Raw genomic sequence first — 16292 nt, forward strand, 5'->3', positions numbered from 1 at the left:
CCGGTCGAGCGGATGATGCGCGACGCCAAGATCACCCAGATCTACGAGGGCACCAACCAGGTCCAGCGCATCGTGATGGCCCGCCAACTGCTCAACGGCTGAATCTCGTGACGGCCCGGTAGCCGCTCGGCGGCTCCGGGCCGGGTCGGGTCAGACCAGCCCGTCGAGCACCATCGCGCTGAACTGGCGCGCCACGTCGTCGACACTGAGCTTGCCGCCGACGTTGAGCCACTGGTAGGCCCAGGCGCACATCCCGACGAGCCCGAAGGTGACGATCCGGGAGTCGACGTCGGCACGGAACACACCGCGTGCGACGCCGTCCTGGATCATGCCGGCGAAGGCCGACTCCAACCGGTCGCGCTTGCGGGTCACCTCGGCGAACAGGTCACCGGTGAGGTAGCGCCGCTCCTGGTAGAAGATGGTGACGTGGGCGCGGTACTCGGCCACGCTGGTCAGGCTGAGCCGGATCAGCTCCGCGACCCGCACCTTCGGGTCGTCGCTGCCGCTCTCGATCCGCTCGATCGCGGCGAGCTGCGCCTCCAGGTACTCCTCCTGGATGTGCCGCAGCAGGTCGTCCTTGCTCTCGAAGTGGTGATAGAAGGCGCCCTTGGTGAGCCGCGCCTGGTCGGCGATCTCCTGTACCGACGTGCGGTCGAAGCCCCGGCGCTCGAACAGTTCGAGGGCGCTCGTGATCAGGGATCGACGGGTGTTCTCCGGGTCGTAGCCGTCGGGCCAACGCTGCCGACGTCGGGTCGTCGCCGGCCGGCTGGACGTCGCACGAGCCATCTGTGGCCTCCGCCTTCGGTACCCCGTCAATGTCCCGTCATCCTACCGCCCGGTCGGAAGGTTGTGGGGGCACGCGCCCGGCGATTCATCCGGGTGACTACGAATCGGCCGCCGGCGGCTACCAGACGGGTCGCAGGGGCGGGAGGTCGTCACCGGCGATGTCGCGGATCACCCGGGCGAGTTCCTGACGCAGCGCGGTCAGCCCCTCGTCGTCCAGGCTGACGGCCAGCCGGGACTCGATCTCGGTCAGGGTGCGCCCCGCGGTACGCATGTGCTCGCGGCCCTTGTCGGTGAGGACGACGAGCTTGCGGCGACCACCGAGCGGGTACGGGCGGCGCTCGACGTAACCGGCACCTTCGAGGTAGTCGACGATCTGCCCGGCCGCCTGCTTGGTCACACCGAGTTGCCCGGCCAGCTCCGTGCTCGTGGCACCCGACCCCTGCAACAACTGGAAGACGAATCCGTGGATGGGACGAAGGTCGTCGTAGCCGATCGCGTCGAGTTCGGTGACGAACTCGGTGAGGACGAGTTGGAACGCCATGCCCAACAGGAAGGTCAGCGGAGTTCGCTCGATCGGGTCGGGGTCAGCCATGCAAAGAAGCTTGACACAGCCCGCAGGGAGGACTTTACTGACGCCACTCATGTAAAGCTAGTTTACTCGGAGGTCGCCGATGAACGTCATCAGTGAGACGCAAGCCCGCACGACCACCACCCCCGCCGGCCGGATGTTCGGTCTCGCCGGCCCGAGCCAGGGCAGCGCGGAGGTGAGCACCTGGCGGGTCGAGGTGGGCGAGGACGCGGCCACGCCGGTGCACGGCATCGACGCCGAACAGGTGTGGATGCCGATCTCCGGCACCTTCGAGGTCACCGTGGGCGACGAGACCAAGCTCGTCAAGGCCGGCCAGGCGCTCGTCCTTCCGGGCGGTGTCATGCGTCAGCTCAAGACCGTCGGTGGCCCCGCCCAGGCGCTGGTCGCGATGAAGGTGGGCGGCAAGGCCATGCTGCCGGACAGCGACGACAAGGTGCCGCTGCCCTGGGCGCAGTGACCCACCCCGGAGCGTCGACTCCACGGCCGCACGGAGGCAGCGGACCGGGTTCCGGTCAGCGTGTCGAGTCCGCCTGCGGCTCCAACAGCCCGGCGCGTTGTGCCAGCATCGCCGCCTGCACGCGGTTGTCACAGCCGAGCTTGGCGAACACCCGGTAGACGTGCGTCTTGACGGTGCCCTCGGAGACGAACAGTCGCTGGCTGATCTCGGCGTTTGACAGCCCCTGGGCCAGCAGGACCAGGACCTCGCGTTCCCGGCTGCTGAGCATGCCCACCTTGACCAGGTCCTCCTCGGGACGGACGGTCGCGGCGGGCAGCCGGTCGAGCACCTGACGGGTGATCTTCGGGGACAGGTAGGCGTTGCCGGTCGCGGCGGCGCGGATCGCGTACGCGAGTTCCTCGGCGGCCGACTCCTTGAGCAGGAAACCGGCCGCACCGGCGGCCAGCGCCTGCGCCACGTACTCGTCCTGACCGAAGGTCGTCAGCATCACCACCTGGACGGCGGGCGCCAGGTGCCGGATCTCCCGGAGCGCGGCCAGGCCGTCGAGGACCGGCATCTGGATGTCCAGCAGCGCCACGTCCGGCCGCTGCCGCACGGCCTGTTCGACGGCGGCCCGCCCGTCACCGACCTGTGCGACCAGGTCGATGTCGGCGGCCGGATGCAGGATGGTCTGGATCGCGGTACGGATCAGCGAGTCGTCGTCGGCCAGCAGGACCCGCAGGGGGACGGTCATCGCCTCGACCTCCGCCGTCGTCGTGGGGTCATGACGGCTGCTCCTGGAAGGTCTGCTTGTCGACGAGCACCCCGTCGCGGAAGCAGAACCGGTACAGGGTCTGGCCGAGTTCGGCGTCGGTGTCGTGCCGGTCCAGGATAGACGCCTGGTAGTCGACGCAGACGGCCCCGGGTACGTCCCGACCGCCGACCGCTCCGGTCACCGCCGCCTCGGGATCCGGCAGCCGTTCGCGTACCTCGGCCTCCGGCTGGCCGACCCGGACCGCGTCGTAGGTGTCGCGGTCGACGATGACAAGCGCCGTCATCACCCAGATCCCGGCGGCGCAGAGCACCAGGCAACCGGCGACGGACAGCGCGGTCGCGGCGAGGACGAGCCGGGAACGACGGCGGTCGCGGTCCATCAGCGCCGTGAAGTCGGCCTCCGGTTCGGCGGCGGGCGGCGGCCGGTGCTCGGCCGTGGGTGCGGCGCGTTCGTCGCCCGGGTACGGCAACGTGGCCGCCAACCGGAACCCGCCGTCCGGGGTCGACCCGTGATAGAGCATGCCGCCCGCGACCCGGACGCGTTCGGTCAGCCCGAGCAGCCCCTGCCCAGAGGTGGCCCGCACCACCCGCTGCCCCACGGTATTGGTCACGCCGGCCACCAGCGCGTCCGGCTCGTACCGCAGCGACAGCACGATCGCGCCGCCCTGGGCGTGGCGCAGCGCGTTGGTCAGTCCCTCCTGGATCACCCGGTACGCGGCGTGCTCGGTCAGCGCCGCCAGCGGTCGCGGCTCCCCCTCGCGGGCGATCTCCACCTCGGCACCGGAGGCACGTGCCCGCGCGGCCAACTCGTCCAGGCCGGTCAGCGGACGTACCGCGGACTGGCTGTCGTCCTGCCCCAGGATGCCCAGGATCTGCCGCAGCTCGGTCATCGCCGCCGAGGACGTCTGGCGGACCAGATCGGCGGCCTCGGATCGCCCGTCGTCGTCGGCGGTTCTCAGCATCCCGGCGTACAGCGAGATCAGCGTGAGCTTGTGTCCCAGCGAGTCGTGCAGGTCCCGCGCGATGCGGGCCCGCTCCCGCGTCTGCGCCTGACGCGCCACCTCGCTCTGCTGGCTGTGCAGTTGCACGTTACGGTGGTGCATGGCGGCCAGTAGCACCCGCCGCCGACGGACCAACCGCGCGACCCCGGCCGGCAGCGCCGCCGACAGCACGAACAACGCCGAGTAGGCCACCACCAGTTCCACGTCCAGCGGATCCGTCCAACCGACGGATCCCACGTAGCAGGCCCAGGCCAGGGACAGCCCGGCCGCGACCTGCCACCACCGGGCGACCCGGTAGCCGAGCGACGCGCTCAGCACCACCAGCAGCAGGCTGCTCTGCCCACCGGTGCCCAGACCGACCAGGGCCGCGGCGACGTAGGCCGGCAGCGGGTTGGTCAACCGCAGCACCATCAGGATCGGCGTGGTCACCCCGACCAGCCACGGCATCAGCGGGTACCAGTCGGCGGTGGCCGCCGGGAACGTCGCCGCCACGGTCACCAGCAGCACCAGGCTGATCTCGTAGACCCACCGCCACACCCCGGTCAGGCCGGCCCGCTCCCGCCACCGGGCCACCCCCCGCCACGTGTGACTGCCCACGGTCATCGGGTCGAACCTCGCCCTCGGCTCTCGTCGTGGGCGATCCGGTCGACCGCCTGGTACGCCTCCAGCAGCCCGGCCCCGGTCCGCCTGCGGTAGATCCTGACCGACGCCACCCAACCGGCTCGATCGAGGGTGTCCCGAATCTCCGCGTGCAGCGCCGTGAGTTCCGGCGTGCCACGATCGGTCATCCTCGACGCCCGCCGACGCAGAACCTGTGCGACGACGAGCATCACCACGCCGACCACACCGATGCACAGAGCCACGATCGCTGTCATGCTCCACAGTGTTGCGACAGCCGGTCCGGGTCGGCGTCTGGCGGACGACGGAAACAGGCCTCACACTTTCGTTGACCCGCACCCGGTACGAGAAACCGCCCGGGTGCTGCACACCCGGGCGGTGACTTACTCTCGGTGTCGCGTTCATTCCGGAATGGTGATGCCCCGCTTCTCCTTCAACACCCCGTCGACGAAGCAGAATCGCCACAGCTCCGGGCCGGGATCGCCCACCGGCGCCACGGTGAAATAGGCGCACGAGGCGTCGACCGGGATGCCCTGCCGTCCCGGGTCGTCGGGATAGAGGTCCTTGTCGCGCATCCCGCTCAGCGGCTCGGGCAGCGCGGCGCGGACGTCCGATTCGGCCGTTCCCACCTGCTGTGCGTCGAACTGCTCCCGCGTGACGCCGGCCCCGAGCACCTCCTTGCCCAGCGCGATCGCCTGGTAGACGGTCCACCCGATGCCACCGCACAGGACGACGATGACGGCGGCGATGATGAGGCCGACTTTTCGCATGACAGTTCCTCCGTCGTGATGGGGAGGTCCAGCTTCTCGAGAATCGGTCGCCGAATCGTCAGTGCTTCGTCGGATCCGCGAAGCAGCGCGGTACGACGAAAGTGCGACCTTCCTCCATTCGCGACCAGCTCACAGGTATCGGACGCCGGTCAGCCCAGCGGCCGCCGCCCACATCCGCCGCCCGTTGTCCGGGTCCTGTGCCGGTGCGCTCGCCCGTACCTCGGTGACCGGCCCCCGAATCTCCTGGAGACCGCGCGGCCCGAAGAACTGCCCACCACGTACGCCGATCGCGGTGGCCGCGTAGAGCTGTGGTCTGGCGCCGGCCTCGACTCGGCTGATCAGCAGCGCGCTGAGCCGCCCGACGGCGCGGAGGAACACGGTGCGGTCGGCCAGCGCACGCGGGGTGAGATTGGTGGCGGTCATCCCGGGGTGGGCGAGCACGCTGATCACCGGTGATCCGGTGGCCCGCAGACGGCGGTCCAGCTCCAGGCCGAGGATGGTGGCGACCAGCTTGGACCTCGAGTACGCCGTCGGGCCGTGGTAGGACTTCTCGGAGTTCAGGTCGGCCAGGTCCAGGCCACGGCGCCGGTGCACGATCGACGAGACGGTGACCACCCGAGGCTGCCGTCCGGCGGTCAACCGGTCGAGCAGGAGGCCGGTCAGCGCGTACGGGCCGAGCGCGTTCGTCCCCATCTGCATGTCGAATCCGTCCGCCGTGAGGGCGGGACGGGGCCCGGTCAGTGCCACCCCGGCGTTGTTGACCAGCAGATCGAGCGGGCCGGTCAGGGCGGTGGCGAAGGCGCGGACGGAGTCGAGTGAGGCCAGGTCCAACCGCCGCACCTCGACGTCGGCCCCCGGAACCCGGCGTCGGATGTCGGCGGCGGTCTGCTCACCGGCCGCGACGTCGCGCACCGCGAGCACCACCGAGGCCCCGTGGCGGGCCAGTTCCAGGGCGGTGACCCGCCCCACACCCGAGTTCGCCCCGGTCACCACCGCTCGGCGTCCCTGCTGGTCGGGAATCTGTGCTTCGGTCCAGTTCGACATGTCCGTCGACGCTAGGAGGCCGTGCGGCCCGTCGGAGAGACCTCGCCAACCTGGGACCGAGGGACCTACCCTGCGGTCGCACCGGCCCGGCAGACTCGGGTGGTGACCACCACGGCCTACACCCGCGAGTTGGCGGACTTCCTGCGCAACCGCCGGTCCCGGCTACGTCCGGAGGACCTCGGTCTGACGCCCGGGCCGCGCCGCCGGGTCACGGGCCTGCGCCGCGAGGAGCTGGCTCTGCTCGCCGGGGTGAGCACCGACTACTACCAGCGCCTGGAGCAGGGACGGGACGTGCACCCCTCCGACGACGTGCTGACCGGCATCGCCCGTGCCCTCGCTCTCAACGCCGAGGAGACCCGCCACCTGCACGCCCTCGCGCGTCGGGCGCAGCGGCCGCCGACACCCCGTCGGCGCACCCGGGAGACGGTCCCGGAGAGCATCCATCGGCTGCTGCACAGCCTGCACACCCCGGCCGTGGTGATCAGCCGTCACCTGGACCTGCTCGCCTGGAACAGGATGGCCACCGCGCTCTATCCGGGGATCGGCCCGGGCAACGTGCTGATCGACATGTTCACCCACGCCGAGGCGCGGGACCGGTGCGCCGGGTGGCGCGAGACGGTGCTGGACTACCTCGGCTTCCTGCGGGCGGCGGTGGCCGCCGATCCGGAGCACCCGCGCGCACAGGAGATCGTCGGCACGTTGACCATCCGCAGCGAGGAGTTCGGCCGGCTCTGGGCCCGTCACGACGTCCGCGAGTCGGTCCACGGCAGCAAGGTCTTCGCACATCCCCAGGTCGGCGAGTTGCGCCTGGACTGGGACGCCTACACGCCGCCGGGGCGCAGGGGGCCGATCCTGATCGCCTACACCGCCGCCCCGGGCAGTGCCGCCGCCGAGCGGCTGTCGCTGCTCGCCGCGTACGCCGGGTGAGGCTGGCCGGTCCCTACCGGCCAATCCGGACGAACTGGACACGCATCGACTTCCGGAAATGAAATTTGGGCCGTCGACGGGCCCCGCCCGAAAGCCCCGCTGAGCTGCGATTGTGGGCGACTCGGACCAACCGCATCCAGTCCGTCCACATCGATCATTCATCGACCATCGTTGATAATCGGAAACATCGGTGTAATGCTGGGCCTTGGAAGCGCTCCCATGTCGATCCGATCGCCGAACGGAGGACGTAACGTGCGTTCACACAAGCCCGACCAGTCCGGCTCGCGAGTCCGGTCCGCTGCCCGCCAGCCGCTTCGGGCGCTCGTACTGCTGCTCGCCATGATGGCCGGGATGATCCCCTGGGTCGGTGCCGCGCAGGCCCACGGCACCATCATCAACCCGGCGTCCCGGGCGTACCAGTGCTGGCAAACCTGGGGCAGCAACCACACGAACCCGGCCATGCAGCAGCAGGACCCCATGTGCTGGCAGGCGTTCCAATCCAACCCGGACACCATGTGGAACTGGATGAGCGCGCTGCGGGACGGGCTGGGCGGCAACTTCCAGGCTCGCACTCCCGACGGGCAGCTGTGCAGCAACGGTCTGTCCCGGAACAACAGCCTGAACCAGCCCGGGGCGTGGAAGAGGACCAACGTCAGCAACAACTTCACGGTCCAGCTGTACGACCAGGCGAGCCACGGCGCCGACTACTTCCGGGTGTACGTCAGCAAGAACGGGTTCAACCCCGCCACCCAGACCCTCGGCTGGGGGAACCTGGACTTCATCACGCAGACCGGGCGCTACGCCCCGGCTCAGAACATCAGCTTCAACGTCTCGACGTCCGGATACACCGGACACCACATCGTGTTCGTCATCTGGCAGGCATCCCACCTCGACCAGGCGTACATGTGGTGCAGCGACGTGAACTTCGGCTGATCCGGTAACACCGCCCACTGCGGCATCGACTCCGGCTCGGGACCTGTCCCGGGCCGGAGCCGCCGCGTTCGCGCTACTTCATCGCGGCGATCTGGATCAGGTTGCCGCAGGTGTCGTCGAGCACGGCGGTGACCACCGGGCCCAGGTCGGTCGCCTCCTGAACGAACCGCACCCCCAGCCCCTTGAGGCGCTCGACCTCGGCGTGGACGTCCTCGACGGCGAACTGGGTGTACGGGATGCCGTCGGCGACCAACGCCTCCTTGAAGGGTCGGGCCGCCGGGTGGCCCTCCGGCTCCAGCAGCAGCTCCACGCCGTCCGGGTCGGCCGCGGACACCACGGTGAGCCAGCGCGCCTCACCGGCCGGCACGTCGGTCTTTTTCACGAAGCCCAGCTTCTCGGTGTAGAAGGCGAGCGCCTTCGCCTGGTCGTCGACCACCACGCTGGTGATGTTGATGCGAAGCACGGTTGCTTCCTCTCAGTCGGTGGGCCACCGCTCGGCGATCGCGCGCAGCGGGCCGGTGTCGATGTGGTGGAACTTGTACCGGCCCTGTCGCCGGACGTGCACCAGCCCGGCCTGTTCGAGCACCGCGAGGTGTTGCGAGATGGCCTGACGTGACGAGGTCAGACCGTGCTTCATGGTCAGCCGGCCGCAGATCTCGAACAGGGTCTGGCCATCCCGGTCGACCAACTCGTCCAGGATGATGCGTCGCGTCGCGTCACCCAGGGCCTTGAACAGATCCGGTTCCGCGTCCACCCGCACATTTATAGGCAAGCAGCGACTTGCCTGTCAAGTCCGCCACGCTCCGTCGGGCTCAGCCGATCGAGTGGGCGTGCCGGGCGGTCCGCTCGGCCAGCCACAGCCAGCGGCGCTGCACGTCACCGCTGGTGGCGGCGACCATCGACAGGGCGTCGCCGCCCACCTTGCGCAACGCCTCCGCCTCGGCCGCCGGGTCGTCCAGCAGTGCCGCGCCGTCGCGGAACGCCTCCGCCTCGGCCGACCCGCCGAACCGGGGCGTGACCTCGTCACGCCAGAAGTCGTCCCAGGTCAGCGTCGGATTCCAGGAGAACCGGGCGTACGCCAGGTAGCTGATCTCGTTGGTCGGGTGGTACGCGGACGCCTCGGCGAAGATGGTCAACCCGCGCATGCCGGCGGCGGCGGTCCGGGTGGCCATGTCGGTGTACATCTCCGGCACCCACGAGTGCCGCTGCCGGTTCCACTGCGACCCCGCGTGCGTGCGCAGCACGTTGGTGCGGTGCGGCAGTGCCGCCACGTGCTCGGCGGTCAGCCGGTCCCGGTTGTCATACCAGAAGCCCCGGTTGACGCAGTACTGGTACGCCACGTCGTCGGGCAGGTCGGCCAGCGGCCTCTGCGCGTCGAGGTCGAAGATGTTGTCCCAGTACACCTCGACCAGGTGGCGCAGCGGCACCCCGGCCGGGCCGGGTCGGCGGGCGGTGTCCAGCAGGGTCGGGTACACCGACCGCATCGCCTCGTACGACCAAGAGGTGCGCTCGCCACCGGTGCGGTCGACGCACCGCGCGCAGGCGCAGCTGCCGTAGTCGCCGGTCTCGAAGTTGATCCCGCCGACCGGCAGGGTGTCCAGCAGCCAGTCGATGGCGTCGCGGTGCCAGGCCAGGTTCTCCGGCTGCGACGGGCAGGCGGCCATCATGTACTCGCTGGCCGGGAAGTGCAGGTCGCCGAACTCGTCGATGTCGAAGCCGACCTTCTTCGGCAGTTCGGCCGCCAGATCGGGGCGCTGCCGCAGCCAGGTGGCGAGGTTGTAGCGGTGCCGTCCGTCGAAGTAGATGCCGCCGTAGGCGTTGATGCCCACCCCGGCGATGATGCGTACGCCCCGGGCGTTGGCGTACTCGCACAGGTCGCGGGCCGCCTCGACGCCGCCGTGGGCGTCGCGCAGCAGCCCGTAGACCACGATCCCGCCGATGCGTTCGGCGCTGCAGAAGTCCACCAGCCGCCGGTAGTCGGCCCCGAAGGCGTCGGCGCCCTTGGCGTACGGGTTGAGCGCACCGATCTCCTGCTGGCCGAGCTGGCGCAGGTCCCAGTTGGTGGAGTGGTCCCAGGTCCACAGCGTCCGCAGCGGCAGCCCTGGTGCGCTCTGGTGCGACCCGACCGGCAGACCGGCCGGGGTGGCCCGGGCCAGCAGGTCCCGGACGGCGTAGACCAGGCCGGCGAAGGGATCGCCGACGACGCGGATCTCCCCGGTGGCCGGCACCTCGACCCGGAAGCCGCCCTCGGGCAGCGCCGGGTCGGGGACGAACCGTACCGGCTCCGGCCCCTCCCCCAGCGTCTCGACCAGCAGGGTGGCCGCGAACGGCGCGTGCTCGGCGCCGTGCACCCGGACGCCGGAAATCTGGCGGTACGACATCATGACCTCCCGAGGGACTGCGGAGTGGCGGCCAGGTAGTCGACGACGTCGAGAGCCGTCCACACCCGGTGTCGCCAGTACGGATCGTGTTCGACGAGGGCGCGGGCGGCCGCCGCGTCGGGTGCCCGGAGCACGAGGACGGAGGCGCTCAGGTCGGCGCGGGCCCCGGCGAGCAGGGCGGTGCCGTCGGCGAGCAGTCCGCGTACGTGGGCCAGGTGGGCCGTGCGGTGCGGCTCGCGTCGGTGGACCGCGTCGGCGGCGAAGGTGGCGGTGACCAGGAAGGTCGGTTCGAAGATCACTCGTTCGCCCCGATCGCCCCGACCAGGCGTTGCAGGGCCACCCGGTAGACGCTCTGCGGCCGGCCGGCTCCGGTGCTGACGTGCACGCCGACCTCCTCGGCGAAGCCGGCCGCGCGCAGTGACTTGAGCAGCCGGCGGGCCGAGCGGGTCTCCACCCCGTACGCGTCGGCCAGACCCCGCGCGGTCACCTGGTTGGGATCCATCTGGTGCAGCGCCTCCAGCAGCCGTCGGGTGGACAGCGGCCCGAGGCGCAGCTGCTCGGAGACCCGCAGCACGCCGGGGGCGGTCTCGCGCAGCCGCTGCTTGACCGCGCTCTCCCGGGTGGAGTAGATCTCCCCGTCCGGGAAGACCACGTGCGTCTCGCCACCGCGCCCCAGGGCGAGCGCCTGGCGGGCGTTGGCCTCGGCGGCGGCGATGGTGGTGCCGGCGCCGAAGCCGACGGTGTGGTCCCCGTCGACGCCGCGCAGGCTGAGCAGGGAGGCGTGCCCGGCCCGGTGCCGGGCGATGGCGCTCTCCACGGTGCCCCGGGTGGTGGTGATGACCAGCGTCCGGTCGTCGATGGTGTTGAGTCGCCCGCGCATCCGCTCGGCGTGCTCCAGCAGTGCCTCGCGCAGCCGCAGGCGCTGCCGTTCCGCCTGGTACGGGTCCTGCGGGCGGCTCGCCGACTCGGCCACCTCGATCATCATCACCGCGATCTGGGTGGCCCGGGACTGGCGTACCTCGGCGGCGAGCCAAGCCCGGCGCAGCGCGTCGCGGACCGAGGCCCGGGTGTGCTCGACGCGCCAGACCGGCACCCCGCGCTCGCGCAGTTCCCGGTGCACCGCGCCGAGGCAGGTCAGGCACGCCTCGACGGCGCCGGACTCGTACCGCTCGCGGTGGTAGGCGGTGATCTCGGCCAGCCCGGAGAAGAGCAGGCCCGACGAGTCGGCGATCGGCAGGATGTCGGTGGGCGGGGTCAGTTCGATGTCGTGGTACGTCTCCCGGACGGTGTCCGCCTCGATGGTGTCCACACTGACCCGGGGCAGTCGCCCGCCGCCGGCCAGCAGCATCCGGGACAGCGTGCGGTACAGGTCGATCCCGGCGTGTCGGATGTAGTCGATCTCGGCACGCAGCCCACCGGCCGCTGCGGCGAAGGCGTACGGGATGCGCCCGGTGAACAGCAGCACCTGGCACAGGTCGTCCAGCTCACGGGCCAGGTGCGGTGCCTGCTCCGGGTCGGTGTACGCGCGGGTGGTCACCTCCTCCGCGCGGCCCTCCCCGGCCGCCACCTCCTGCACGAGCCGGATCGAGTCCTCCGGGCCGATGATCCCGATCACGCTGCCGCCTCCACGTCGTCGCCTCGCCGTCGCCTCGGGCTGCTCAGCCGGTGTAGACGGTGCCGGCGATGCCGGCGCTGGCCGGTGCCGCCAACAGCGTCAGCACCGACGCCACGTCCTCGGGACGGCCCAGGGCCGCCTCGATCCGGGAGACCTGGGCACCGTCCGTGCCGTTGGCCCGTGCCTCGTCCAGCGACCGCCGCATCAGCGGTGTGTCGATGTCGCCGGGACAGAGGGTGTGCACCCGGATCCCGCGTGGACCGAGGTGCCGGGCCAGCGTCAGTGCCAGGCCGTGCAGTCCTCCCTTGCTCGCGCCGTAGGGTACCGAGCCGGATCCGGTCAGCACGCCCGCCTTGGAACCGACCAGGACGAGCACCCCGTGGCCGTCGGCAAGGTGTCGCACGGCGTGCTTGGCGACCAGGAACGGCCCGGTGAGGTTGACCTCGATCACCCGCTGCCACAGCTCCAGCGGCAGATCGGTGACGTCGGTGCCCTGCCCGCGCATGATCCCGGCGACGTGCAGCACCGCGTCGATGCCGCCGAGGTCGTCGGCGACCGCGTCGAACACCGAGGCGACCTGCGCCTCCCGGGTCACGTCCACGACGTGCGCCACGGCGGTCGCCCCGGCGGCGCGGGCCTGCGCGGCGGCACCGGCGGCGCCGGCGGCGTCGGCGTCGAGCACCGCGACGGCCGCGCCGGCCGTGGCGGCCGCCCGGACCGTGGCGAGCCCGATGCCGGAGGCACCGCCGACGACCACCACCCGGCGGCCGGTGAGCAGGCCGGTCGCCGGGGCGACGCCGGTCACCGGCGGACCGTCGCGCGGACCGCCTCGGCCACGTGCTCCGCCTCGGGCACCACGGCCTTCTGCAGCGCCGGGGCGGCCGGCATCGGCACGTCCGGGGCGGCCACCCGGGCCACCGGGGCCTTCAGGTCGGCGAAGCACTCGGACGCGGCCCGGGCGGCGATCTCCGCACCGAACCCGCCGGTCAGGTTCGCCTCGTGGGCGACGACCAGACGGCCGGTGCGCGCGACCGACGCGCCGACGGTGTCGAAGTCCAGCGGGTTGAGCCACCGCAGGTCGATCACCTCGGTCTCGATCCCCTCGGCGGCGAGTTGGTCGGCGGCGGCGAGGGCCGCCGGGACCATCCGGGACCAGGCCACCACGGTGGCGTCCCGGCCGTCGCGGACCACGCGGGCGCCGCCGATCGGCTCGACCGGCGCGTCGGTGCGGACCGGGCCCCGGGTCGGGTAGAGCATCCGGGCCTCCGCGACCACCACCGGGTCGTCGCTGGTCACCGCGGTGCGCAGCATCTGGTACGCGTCGTCCGGAGTGGACGGCAGCGCCACCCGCAGGCCGGGGGTGTGCGCGAAGTACGCCTCCACCGAGTGCGAGTGCTGGGCACAGGCCCCCGGGGAGTACCCCTGCTGCATCCGGATCACCAGCGGGGCCTTCCACCGGCCGGCACTGGAGTAGCGGATGGTGGCGATCTGGTTGACGATCTGGTCCATCGCCACGAAGGAGAAGTCGGCGTACATGATCTCGGCGATCGGCCGCAGGCCGGTCATGGCCGCGCCGAGCGCCATGCCCAGGAAGCCGGTCTCGGAGATCGGGGTGTCGAAGATCCGGTCGCTGCCGAACCGCTTGTGCAGTCCCTTGGTGGCACCGAACGGGCCGCCGGGCAGGGCGACGTCCTCACCGAAGTAGACGGTGTCGGACCGGCTCTCCAGTGACCAGGCCAGCGCCGCGTTCACGGCCTGGATGTACCGCAGCGACTCAGACATAGACGTACTCCTTGACGGTCGCCGGGTCGGGGAACGGCACCTCGCGGGCGGCGGCGACGGCGGCCTCCACCTCGGCGGCCACCTCCGCGTCGATGGCGTCGAGCCGGGCGGTCAGCTCGGCGTCGGCGGCGGCCCGGATCCGGACCAGCGGCTCGCGTTCGCGGGCGGCGGCGATCTCGCCGGCCGGTCGGTAGTGCTGCACGTCGCCGCTGTAGTGGCCGACCAGGCGCTCGGTCATGGCCTCCACGATGGACGGGCCGGAGCCCTCCCGGGCGCGGGTGACCGCCTCGGTGACGGCCTCGGCGACCGCGTCCGGGTCGTTGCCGTCGACGACCCGGCCGGGGATCCCGTACCCGGCGGCGCGCTCGGCGAGCTGTCGGATGCGGACCATGTCCTCGATGCGGGACATCTCCGAATAGACGTTGTTCTCCACCACCAGGACCAGCGGCAGGTCGAGCACGGCGGCGAGGTTGATCGCCTCGTGTACGTTGCCCTGGTTCATCGCGCCGTCACCGATGCTGACCACCGAGACCGCGCCGCTGCCGGTGCGCTGCGCGGTGAGCGCGGCACCGGTGGCGATCGGCACTCCGGCGCCGACGATGGAGTTCTCCCCCATGAACCAGCGTCCGGGGTCGGAGAGGTACGGCGAGGCGGCCCGGCCGCCGTTGACCGCCGAGTCACGACCCATCATCTCGGCGAACAGCCCGGTCATGTCCACGCCCCGGGCCAGCGCCCAGCCGTGCCCCCGGTAGGTCGCGGTCACGTGGTCACCGTCGCGCAGCGCGCGGGCGGCACCGACCGGGATCGCCTCCTGACCGTTGCACAGGTGGATCGAGCCCGGGATCTCACCGTCGTCCTTGAGGGCGGCCAGCCGCTCCTCGAACCGGCGGATCCGGGCCATCGCCCGGTAGTCGTCCGGCAGACCCATCACACCCCCATAGATGAATTAGAGCCCTATTCCGGCTCGTTCGGATTGGAGCCTAGACCAGGGACATCATGCTATGGAAGAGTGCATGAGCAAGTTTGTGGCCGTTATAGGGCTCTAATTTGGGGGCAGCATGGAGATCACCGCCGTCGAGTCGGTGGTGCGGGGCGACGCGCACTTCGTCGCGGTGCACACCTCGACCGGGCTGGTCGGCGTCGGACAGTCCGCCTGCTGGGGGTATCCGGGAGCGGTCCACGCGGTCGTGGAGGCGTTCCGCCCGCACCTGCTCGGCGCCGACCCGAGCCGGATCGAGCACCACTGGCACCACCTGTACCGGATGGGGCCGTTCCGGGGATCGGTGCTCACCGCCGCCGTCTCCGCGATCGACCTGGCACTGTGGGACCTGCTCGGCAAGCGACTCGGCGTACCGGTCTGGCAGTTGCTCGGCGGTCGGGTCCGGGACCGGATCCGGCTGCACCTGCTGCTGCCCGGCACCGGCGCGCAGGACCTCGCCGCACAGGCCACGGCGGCGGTCGCCGACGGGTTCACCGCGGTGAAGTTCGACCCGCTGCCGGCGGACTACGGCGACCTGTCGCTGGCCCGGCTGGTCACCGACACCGCGGCCACCACCGCCGCCGTCCGCGACGCGGTCGGACCCGACGTCGACCTGCTCATCGAACTGCACCGCAAGCTCACCCCGTTGCAGGCCGAGGCGGTCGTCCCGGCGGTCGGTCGGCTGCACCCGCTGATGGTCGAGGACGCGATCCAGATCGACAGCGTCAGCAGCCAGGCCGAGCTGAGCCGCCGCGCGCTCGGGGTGCCGATGGCCAACGGCGAGCGGCTGCACACCATCTGGGAGTTCAAGGAGTTGCTGGCGCAGGGCGGGGCCCAGTACGTCCGGCCCGACCTCGGCCTGGCCGGCGGCATCAGCCACGCCCGCAAGATCGCGGCGCTGGCCGAGTCGTACCACGCGGCGGTGGTCAGCCACAACTGCCTCGGGCCGCTGCTCACCATGGCCTCGGTGCACCTGGACACGGCGATCCCGAACTTCGTGACGCAGGAGTACTCCCCGCTCGACGACCTTCTGGCCGACGGTCCGGCCCGGGCCTGCGTCCGTCGCGAGGGCGGGTTCCTGCCGATCCCCGAGGAGCCCGGTCTCGGCGTCACCCTGGACCTCACCGACGAGACCCCGCTGGACCTGACCGGCCGCCCGCTCACCCGCATCCCCCACCGCGCAGACGGCTCCATCGCGTACGCCGTCTAGATGTAAGGAGGGGTCCCCTGCTAACGCCTCGTGCATAGCAGGGGACCCCTCCTTACATCCGACGGCCGGGGTGCTCGAAGACGGGGTAGGCCCACAGCGGCTCGCCGTCGGCGTCGGCGATCTCGGCGAACAGGTGCGACAACGACGCTGTCCAGCGCGCCTGCACCTCGGAGGCGCCGGTGACCCGGCCGGCGTGGTCGAAGCCCCACCGGGTCCGCAGGACGCAGATCAGCAGCAGACCGTGCCGGTAGATGTGGTAGTCGTACACGCCCGCCTCGTCGAGCAGGGCGGCCATCTCCGGCCACAGCTCGACGTGCCGGCGCTCGTACTCGGCCTCCGCCCCGGGACGCAGGCGGTACAGGTGGCACACCTGCACTCCCGGCCCGCGGGCCGGTCCCGCCCCCGATCCGGTGCCGGGGTCGGGGACGGGACCGGGGTGACCCGCGC

21 protein-coding genes are annotated in these 16292 nt (G+C 71.4%); 5 read left to right on the forward strand and 16 right to left on the reverse strand.

Annotation, left to right across the window (positions count from 1 at the left end; genetic code table 11):
• On the forward strand, positions 1 to 102 hold a 102-nt coding region (locus tag ACZ31C_RS32005; RefSeq protein WP_350699943.1), incomplete at its 5' end, for an acyl-CoA dehydrogenase family protein.
• Between the two features lie 48 nt (positions 103 to 150).
• Here the strand turns inward: ACZ31C_RS32005 and ACZ31C_RS32010 are convergent.
• Positions 151 to 786 (reverse strand): TetR family transcriptional regulator, encoded by a 636-nt coding sequence (locus ACZ31C_RS32010; protein ID WP_465798474.1) that lies wholly within the window; start codon positions 784 to 786, stop codon positions 151 to 153.
• Positions 787 to 904: 118 nt separating this feature from the next.
• The gene (locus ACZ31C_RS32015; RefSeq protein WP_465798475.1) at positions 905 to 1378 is read right to left on the reverse strand and encodes a MarR family winged helix-turn-helix transcriptional regulator; all 474 of its coding nucleotides are present in this window, start codon (positions 1376 to 1378) and stop codon (positions 905 to 907) included.
• Positions 1379 to 1457: 79 nt separating this feature from the next.
• Between ACZ31C_RS32015 and ACZ31C_RS32020 the strand changes: the two genes are divergently transcribed.
• On the forward strand, positions 1458 to 1832 hold the full coding sequence (locus tag ACZ31C_RS32020; protein WP_465798476.1) for a cupin domain-containing protein: 375 nt from the start codon (positions 1458 to 1460) through the stop codon (positions 1830 to 1832).
• A gap of 55 nt (positions 1833 to 1887) precedes the next feature.
• On the opposite strand, the gene ACZ31C_RS32025 is transcribed toward ACZ31C_RS32020, so the two are convergent.
• The 5 genes from ACZ31C_RS32025 to ACZ31C_RS32045 all read right to left on the reverse strand — a co-directional run bounded on the left by ACZ31C_RS32025 (position 1888) and on the right by ACZ31C_RS32045 (position 6018).
• Entirely contained in the window at positions 1888 to 2565 is a 678-nt protein-coding gene (locus ACZ31C_RS32025; RefSeq protein ID WP_465798477.1) for a response regulator, read from the reverse strand.
• A 28-nt stretch (positions 2566 to 2593) separates the two neighbouring features.
• A complete protein-coding gene (locus ACZ31C_RS32030) occupies positions 2594 to 4189 on the reverse strand; it encodes a sensor histidine kinase (RefSeq protein ID WP_465798478.1) in 1596 nt (531 codons plus the stop codon).
• Positions 4186 to 4461: a hypothetical protein gene (locus tag ACZ31C_RS32035; RefSeq protein WP_465798479.1), complete on the reverse strand. Its 276-nt coding sequence runs from the start codon at positions 4459 to 4461 to the stop codon at positions 4186 to 4188. The genes ACZ31C_RS32030 and ACZ31C_RS32035 overlap by 4 nt, the downstream gene beginning before the upstream one ends.
• A 144-nt stretch (positions 4462 to 4605) precedes the next feature.
• The gene (locus tag ACZ31C_RS32040) at positions 4606 to 4974 is read right to left on the reverse strand and encodes a hypothetical protein (protein ID WP_465798480.1); all 369 of its coding nucleotides are present in this window, start codon (positions 4972 to 4974) and stop codon (positions 4606 to 4608) included.
• Between the two features lie 129 nt (positions 4975 to 5103).
• A complete protein-coding gene (locus ACZ31C_RS32045; RefSeq protein WP_465798481.1) occupies positions 5104 to 6018 on the reverse strand; it encodes an oxidoreductase in 915 nt (304 codons plus the stop codon).
• A 102-nt stretch (positions 6019 to 6120) separates the two neighbouring features.
• Here ACZ31C_RS32045 and ACZ31C_RS32050 point away from each other — a divergent pair, with 102 nt between their 5' ends.
• Together ACZ31C_RS32050 and ACZ31C_RS32055 are read left to right on the forward strand one after the other, a co-directional pair.
• On the forward strand, positions 6121 to 6945 hold the full coding sequence (locus tag ACZ31C_RS32050) for a helix-turn-helix domain-containing protein (protein WP_465798482.1): 825 nt from the start codon (positions 6121 to 6123) through the stop codon (positions 6943 to 6945).
• 252 nt (positions 6946 to 7197) lie between these two features.
• A complete protein-coding gene (locus ACZ31C_RS32055) occupies positions 7198 to 7878 on the forward strand; it encodes a lytic polysaccharide monooxygenase auxiliary activity family 9 protein (RefSeq protein ID WP_396748143.1) in 681 nt (226 codons plus the stop codon).
• A gap of 73 nt (positions 7879 to 7951) precedes the next feature.
• Here the strand turns inward: ACZ31C_RS32055 and ACZ31C_RS32060 are convergent, their stop codons facing one another.
• Genes ACZ31C_RS32060 through ACZ31C_RS32095 form a run of 8 tightly spaced genes read right to left on the reverse strand, consistent with a single transcriptional unit; the run spans position 7952 to position 14584 of the window.
• Positions 7952 to 8341, reverse strand: coding sequence for a VOC family protein (locus ACZ31C_RS32060; protein WP_465798483.1), 390 nt, complete (start codon positions 8339 to 8341; stop codon positions 7952 to 7954).
• A gap of 12 nt (positions 8342 to 8353) precedes the next feature.
• Positions 8354 to 8632, reverse strand: a complete 279-nt coding sequence (locus tag ACZ31C_RS32065) for an ArsR/SmtB family transcription factor (RefSeq protein WP_117226897.1) — start codon at positions 8630 to 8632, stop codon at positions 8354 to 8356.
• A 58-nt stretch (positions 8633 to 8690) separates the two neighbouring features.
• On the reverse strand, positions 8691 to 10259 hold the full coding sequence (locus ACZ31C_RS32070; RefSeq protein ID WP_465798484.1) for a hypothetical protein: 1569 nt from the start codon (positions 10257 to 10259) through the stop codon (positions 8691 to 8693).
• Positions 10259 to 10558, reverse strand: a complete 300-nt coding sequence (locus tag ACZ31C_RS32075) for a YciI family protein (RefSeq protein WP_465798485.1) — start codon at positions 10556 to 10558, stop codon at positions 10259 to 10261. Before ACZ31C_RS32075 ends, ACZ31C_RS32070 begins: the two co-directional genes overlap by 1 nt.
• The gene (locus ACZ31C_RS32080; protein WP_396748133.1) at positions 10555 to 11874 is read right to left on the reverse strand and encodes a hypothetical protein; all 1320 of its coding nucleotides are present in this window, start codon (positions 11872 to 11874) and stop codon (positions 10555 to 10557) included. Before ACZ31C_RS32080 ends, ACZ31C_RS32075 begins: the two co-directional genes overlap by 4 nt.
• Before the next feature lie 43 nt (positions 11875 to 11917).
• Positions 11918 to 12679, reverse strand: a complete 762-nt coding sequence (locus ACZ31C_RS32085; RefSeq protein ID WP_465798486.1) for an SDR family NAD(P)-dependent oxidoreductase — start codon at positions 12677 to 12679, stop codon at positions 11918 to 11920.
• The gene (locus ACZ31C_RS32090; RefSeq protein ID WP_465798487.1) at positions 12676 to 13656 is read right to left on the reverse strand and encodes an alpha-ketoacid dehydrogenase subunit beta; all 981 of its coding nucleotides are present in this window, start codon (positions 13654 to 13656) and stop codon (positions 12676 to 12678) included. Before ACZ31C_RS32090 ends, ACZ31C_RS32085 begins: the two co-directional genes overlap by 4 nt.
• On the reverse strand, positions 13649 to 14584 hold the full coding sequence (locus tag ACZ31C_RS32095; protein ID WP_350699898.1) for a thiamine pyrophosphate-dependent dehydrogenase E1 component subunit alpha: 936 nt from the start codon (positions 14582 to 14584) through the stop codon (positions 13649 to 13651). Before ACZ31C_RS32095 ends, ACZ31C_RS32090 begins: the two co-directional genes overlap by 8 nt.
• 130 nt (positions 14585 to 14714) lie before the next feature.
• On the opposite strand from ACZ31C_RS32095, the gene ACZ31C_RS32100 reads away from it, so the two are divergent.
• Positions 14715 to 15845 carry a mandelate racemase/muconate lactonizing enzyme family protein gene (locus ACZ31C_RS32100; protein WP_465798488.1) on the forward strand — a complete coding sequence of 377 codons (1131 nt, stop codon included), beginning with the start codon at positions 14715 to 14717 and terminating at the stop codon, positions 15843 to 15845.
• Positions 15846 to 15897: 52 nt separating this feature from the next.
• On the opposite strand, the gene ACZ31C_RS32105 is transcribed toward ACZ31C_RS32100, so the two are convergent.
• A complete protein-coding gene (locus tag ACZ31C_RS32105; RefSeq protein WP_465798489.1) occupies positions 15898 to 16215 on the reverse strand; it encodes an L-rhamnose mutarotase in 318 nt (105 codons plus the stop codon).
• Positions 16216 to 16292 lie beyond the last annotated feature (77 nt).

The sequence above is a fragment of the Micromonospora sp. NPDC023869 genome, assembly GCF_055559695.1.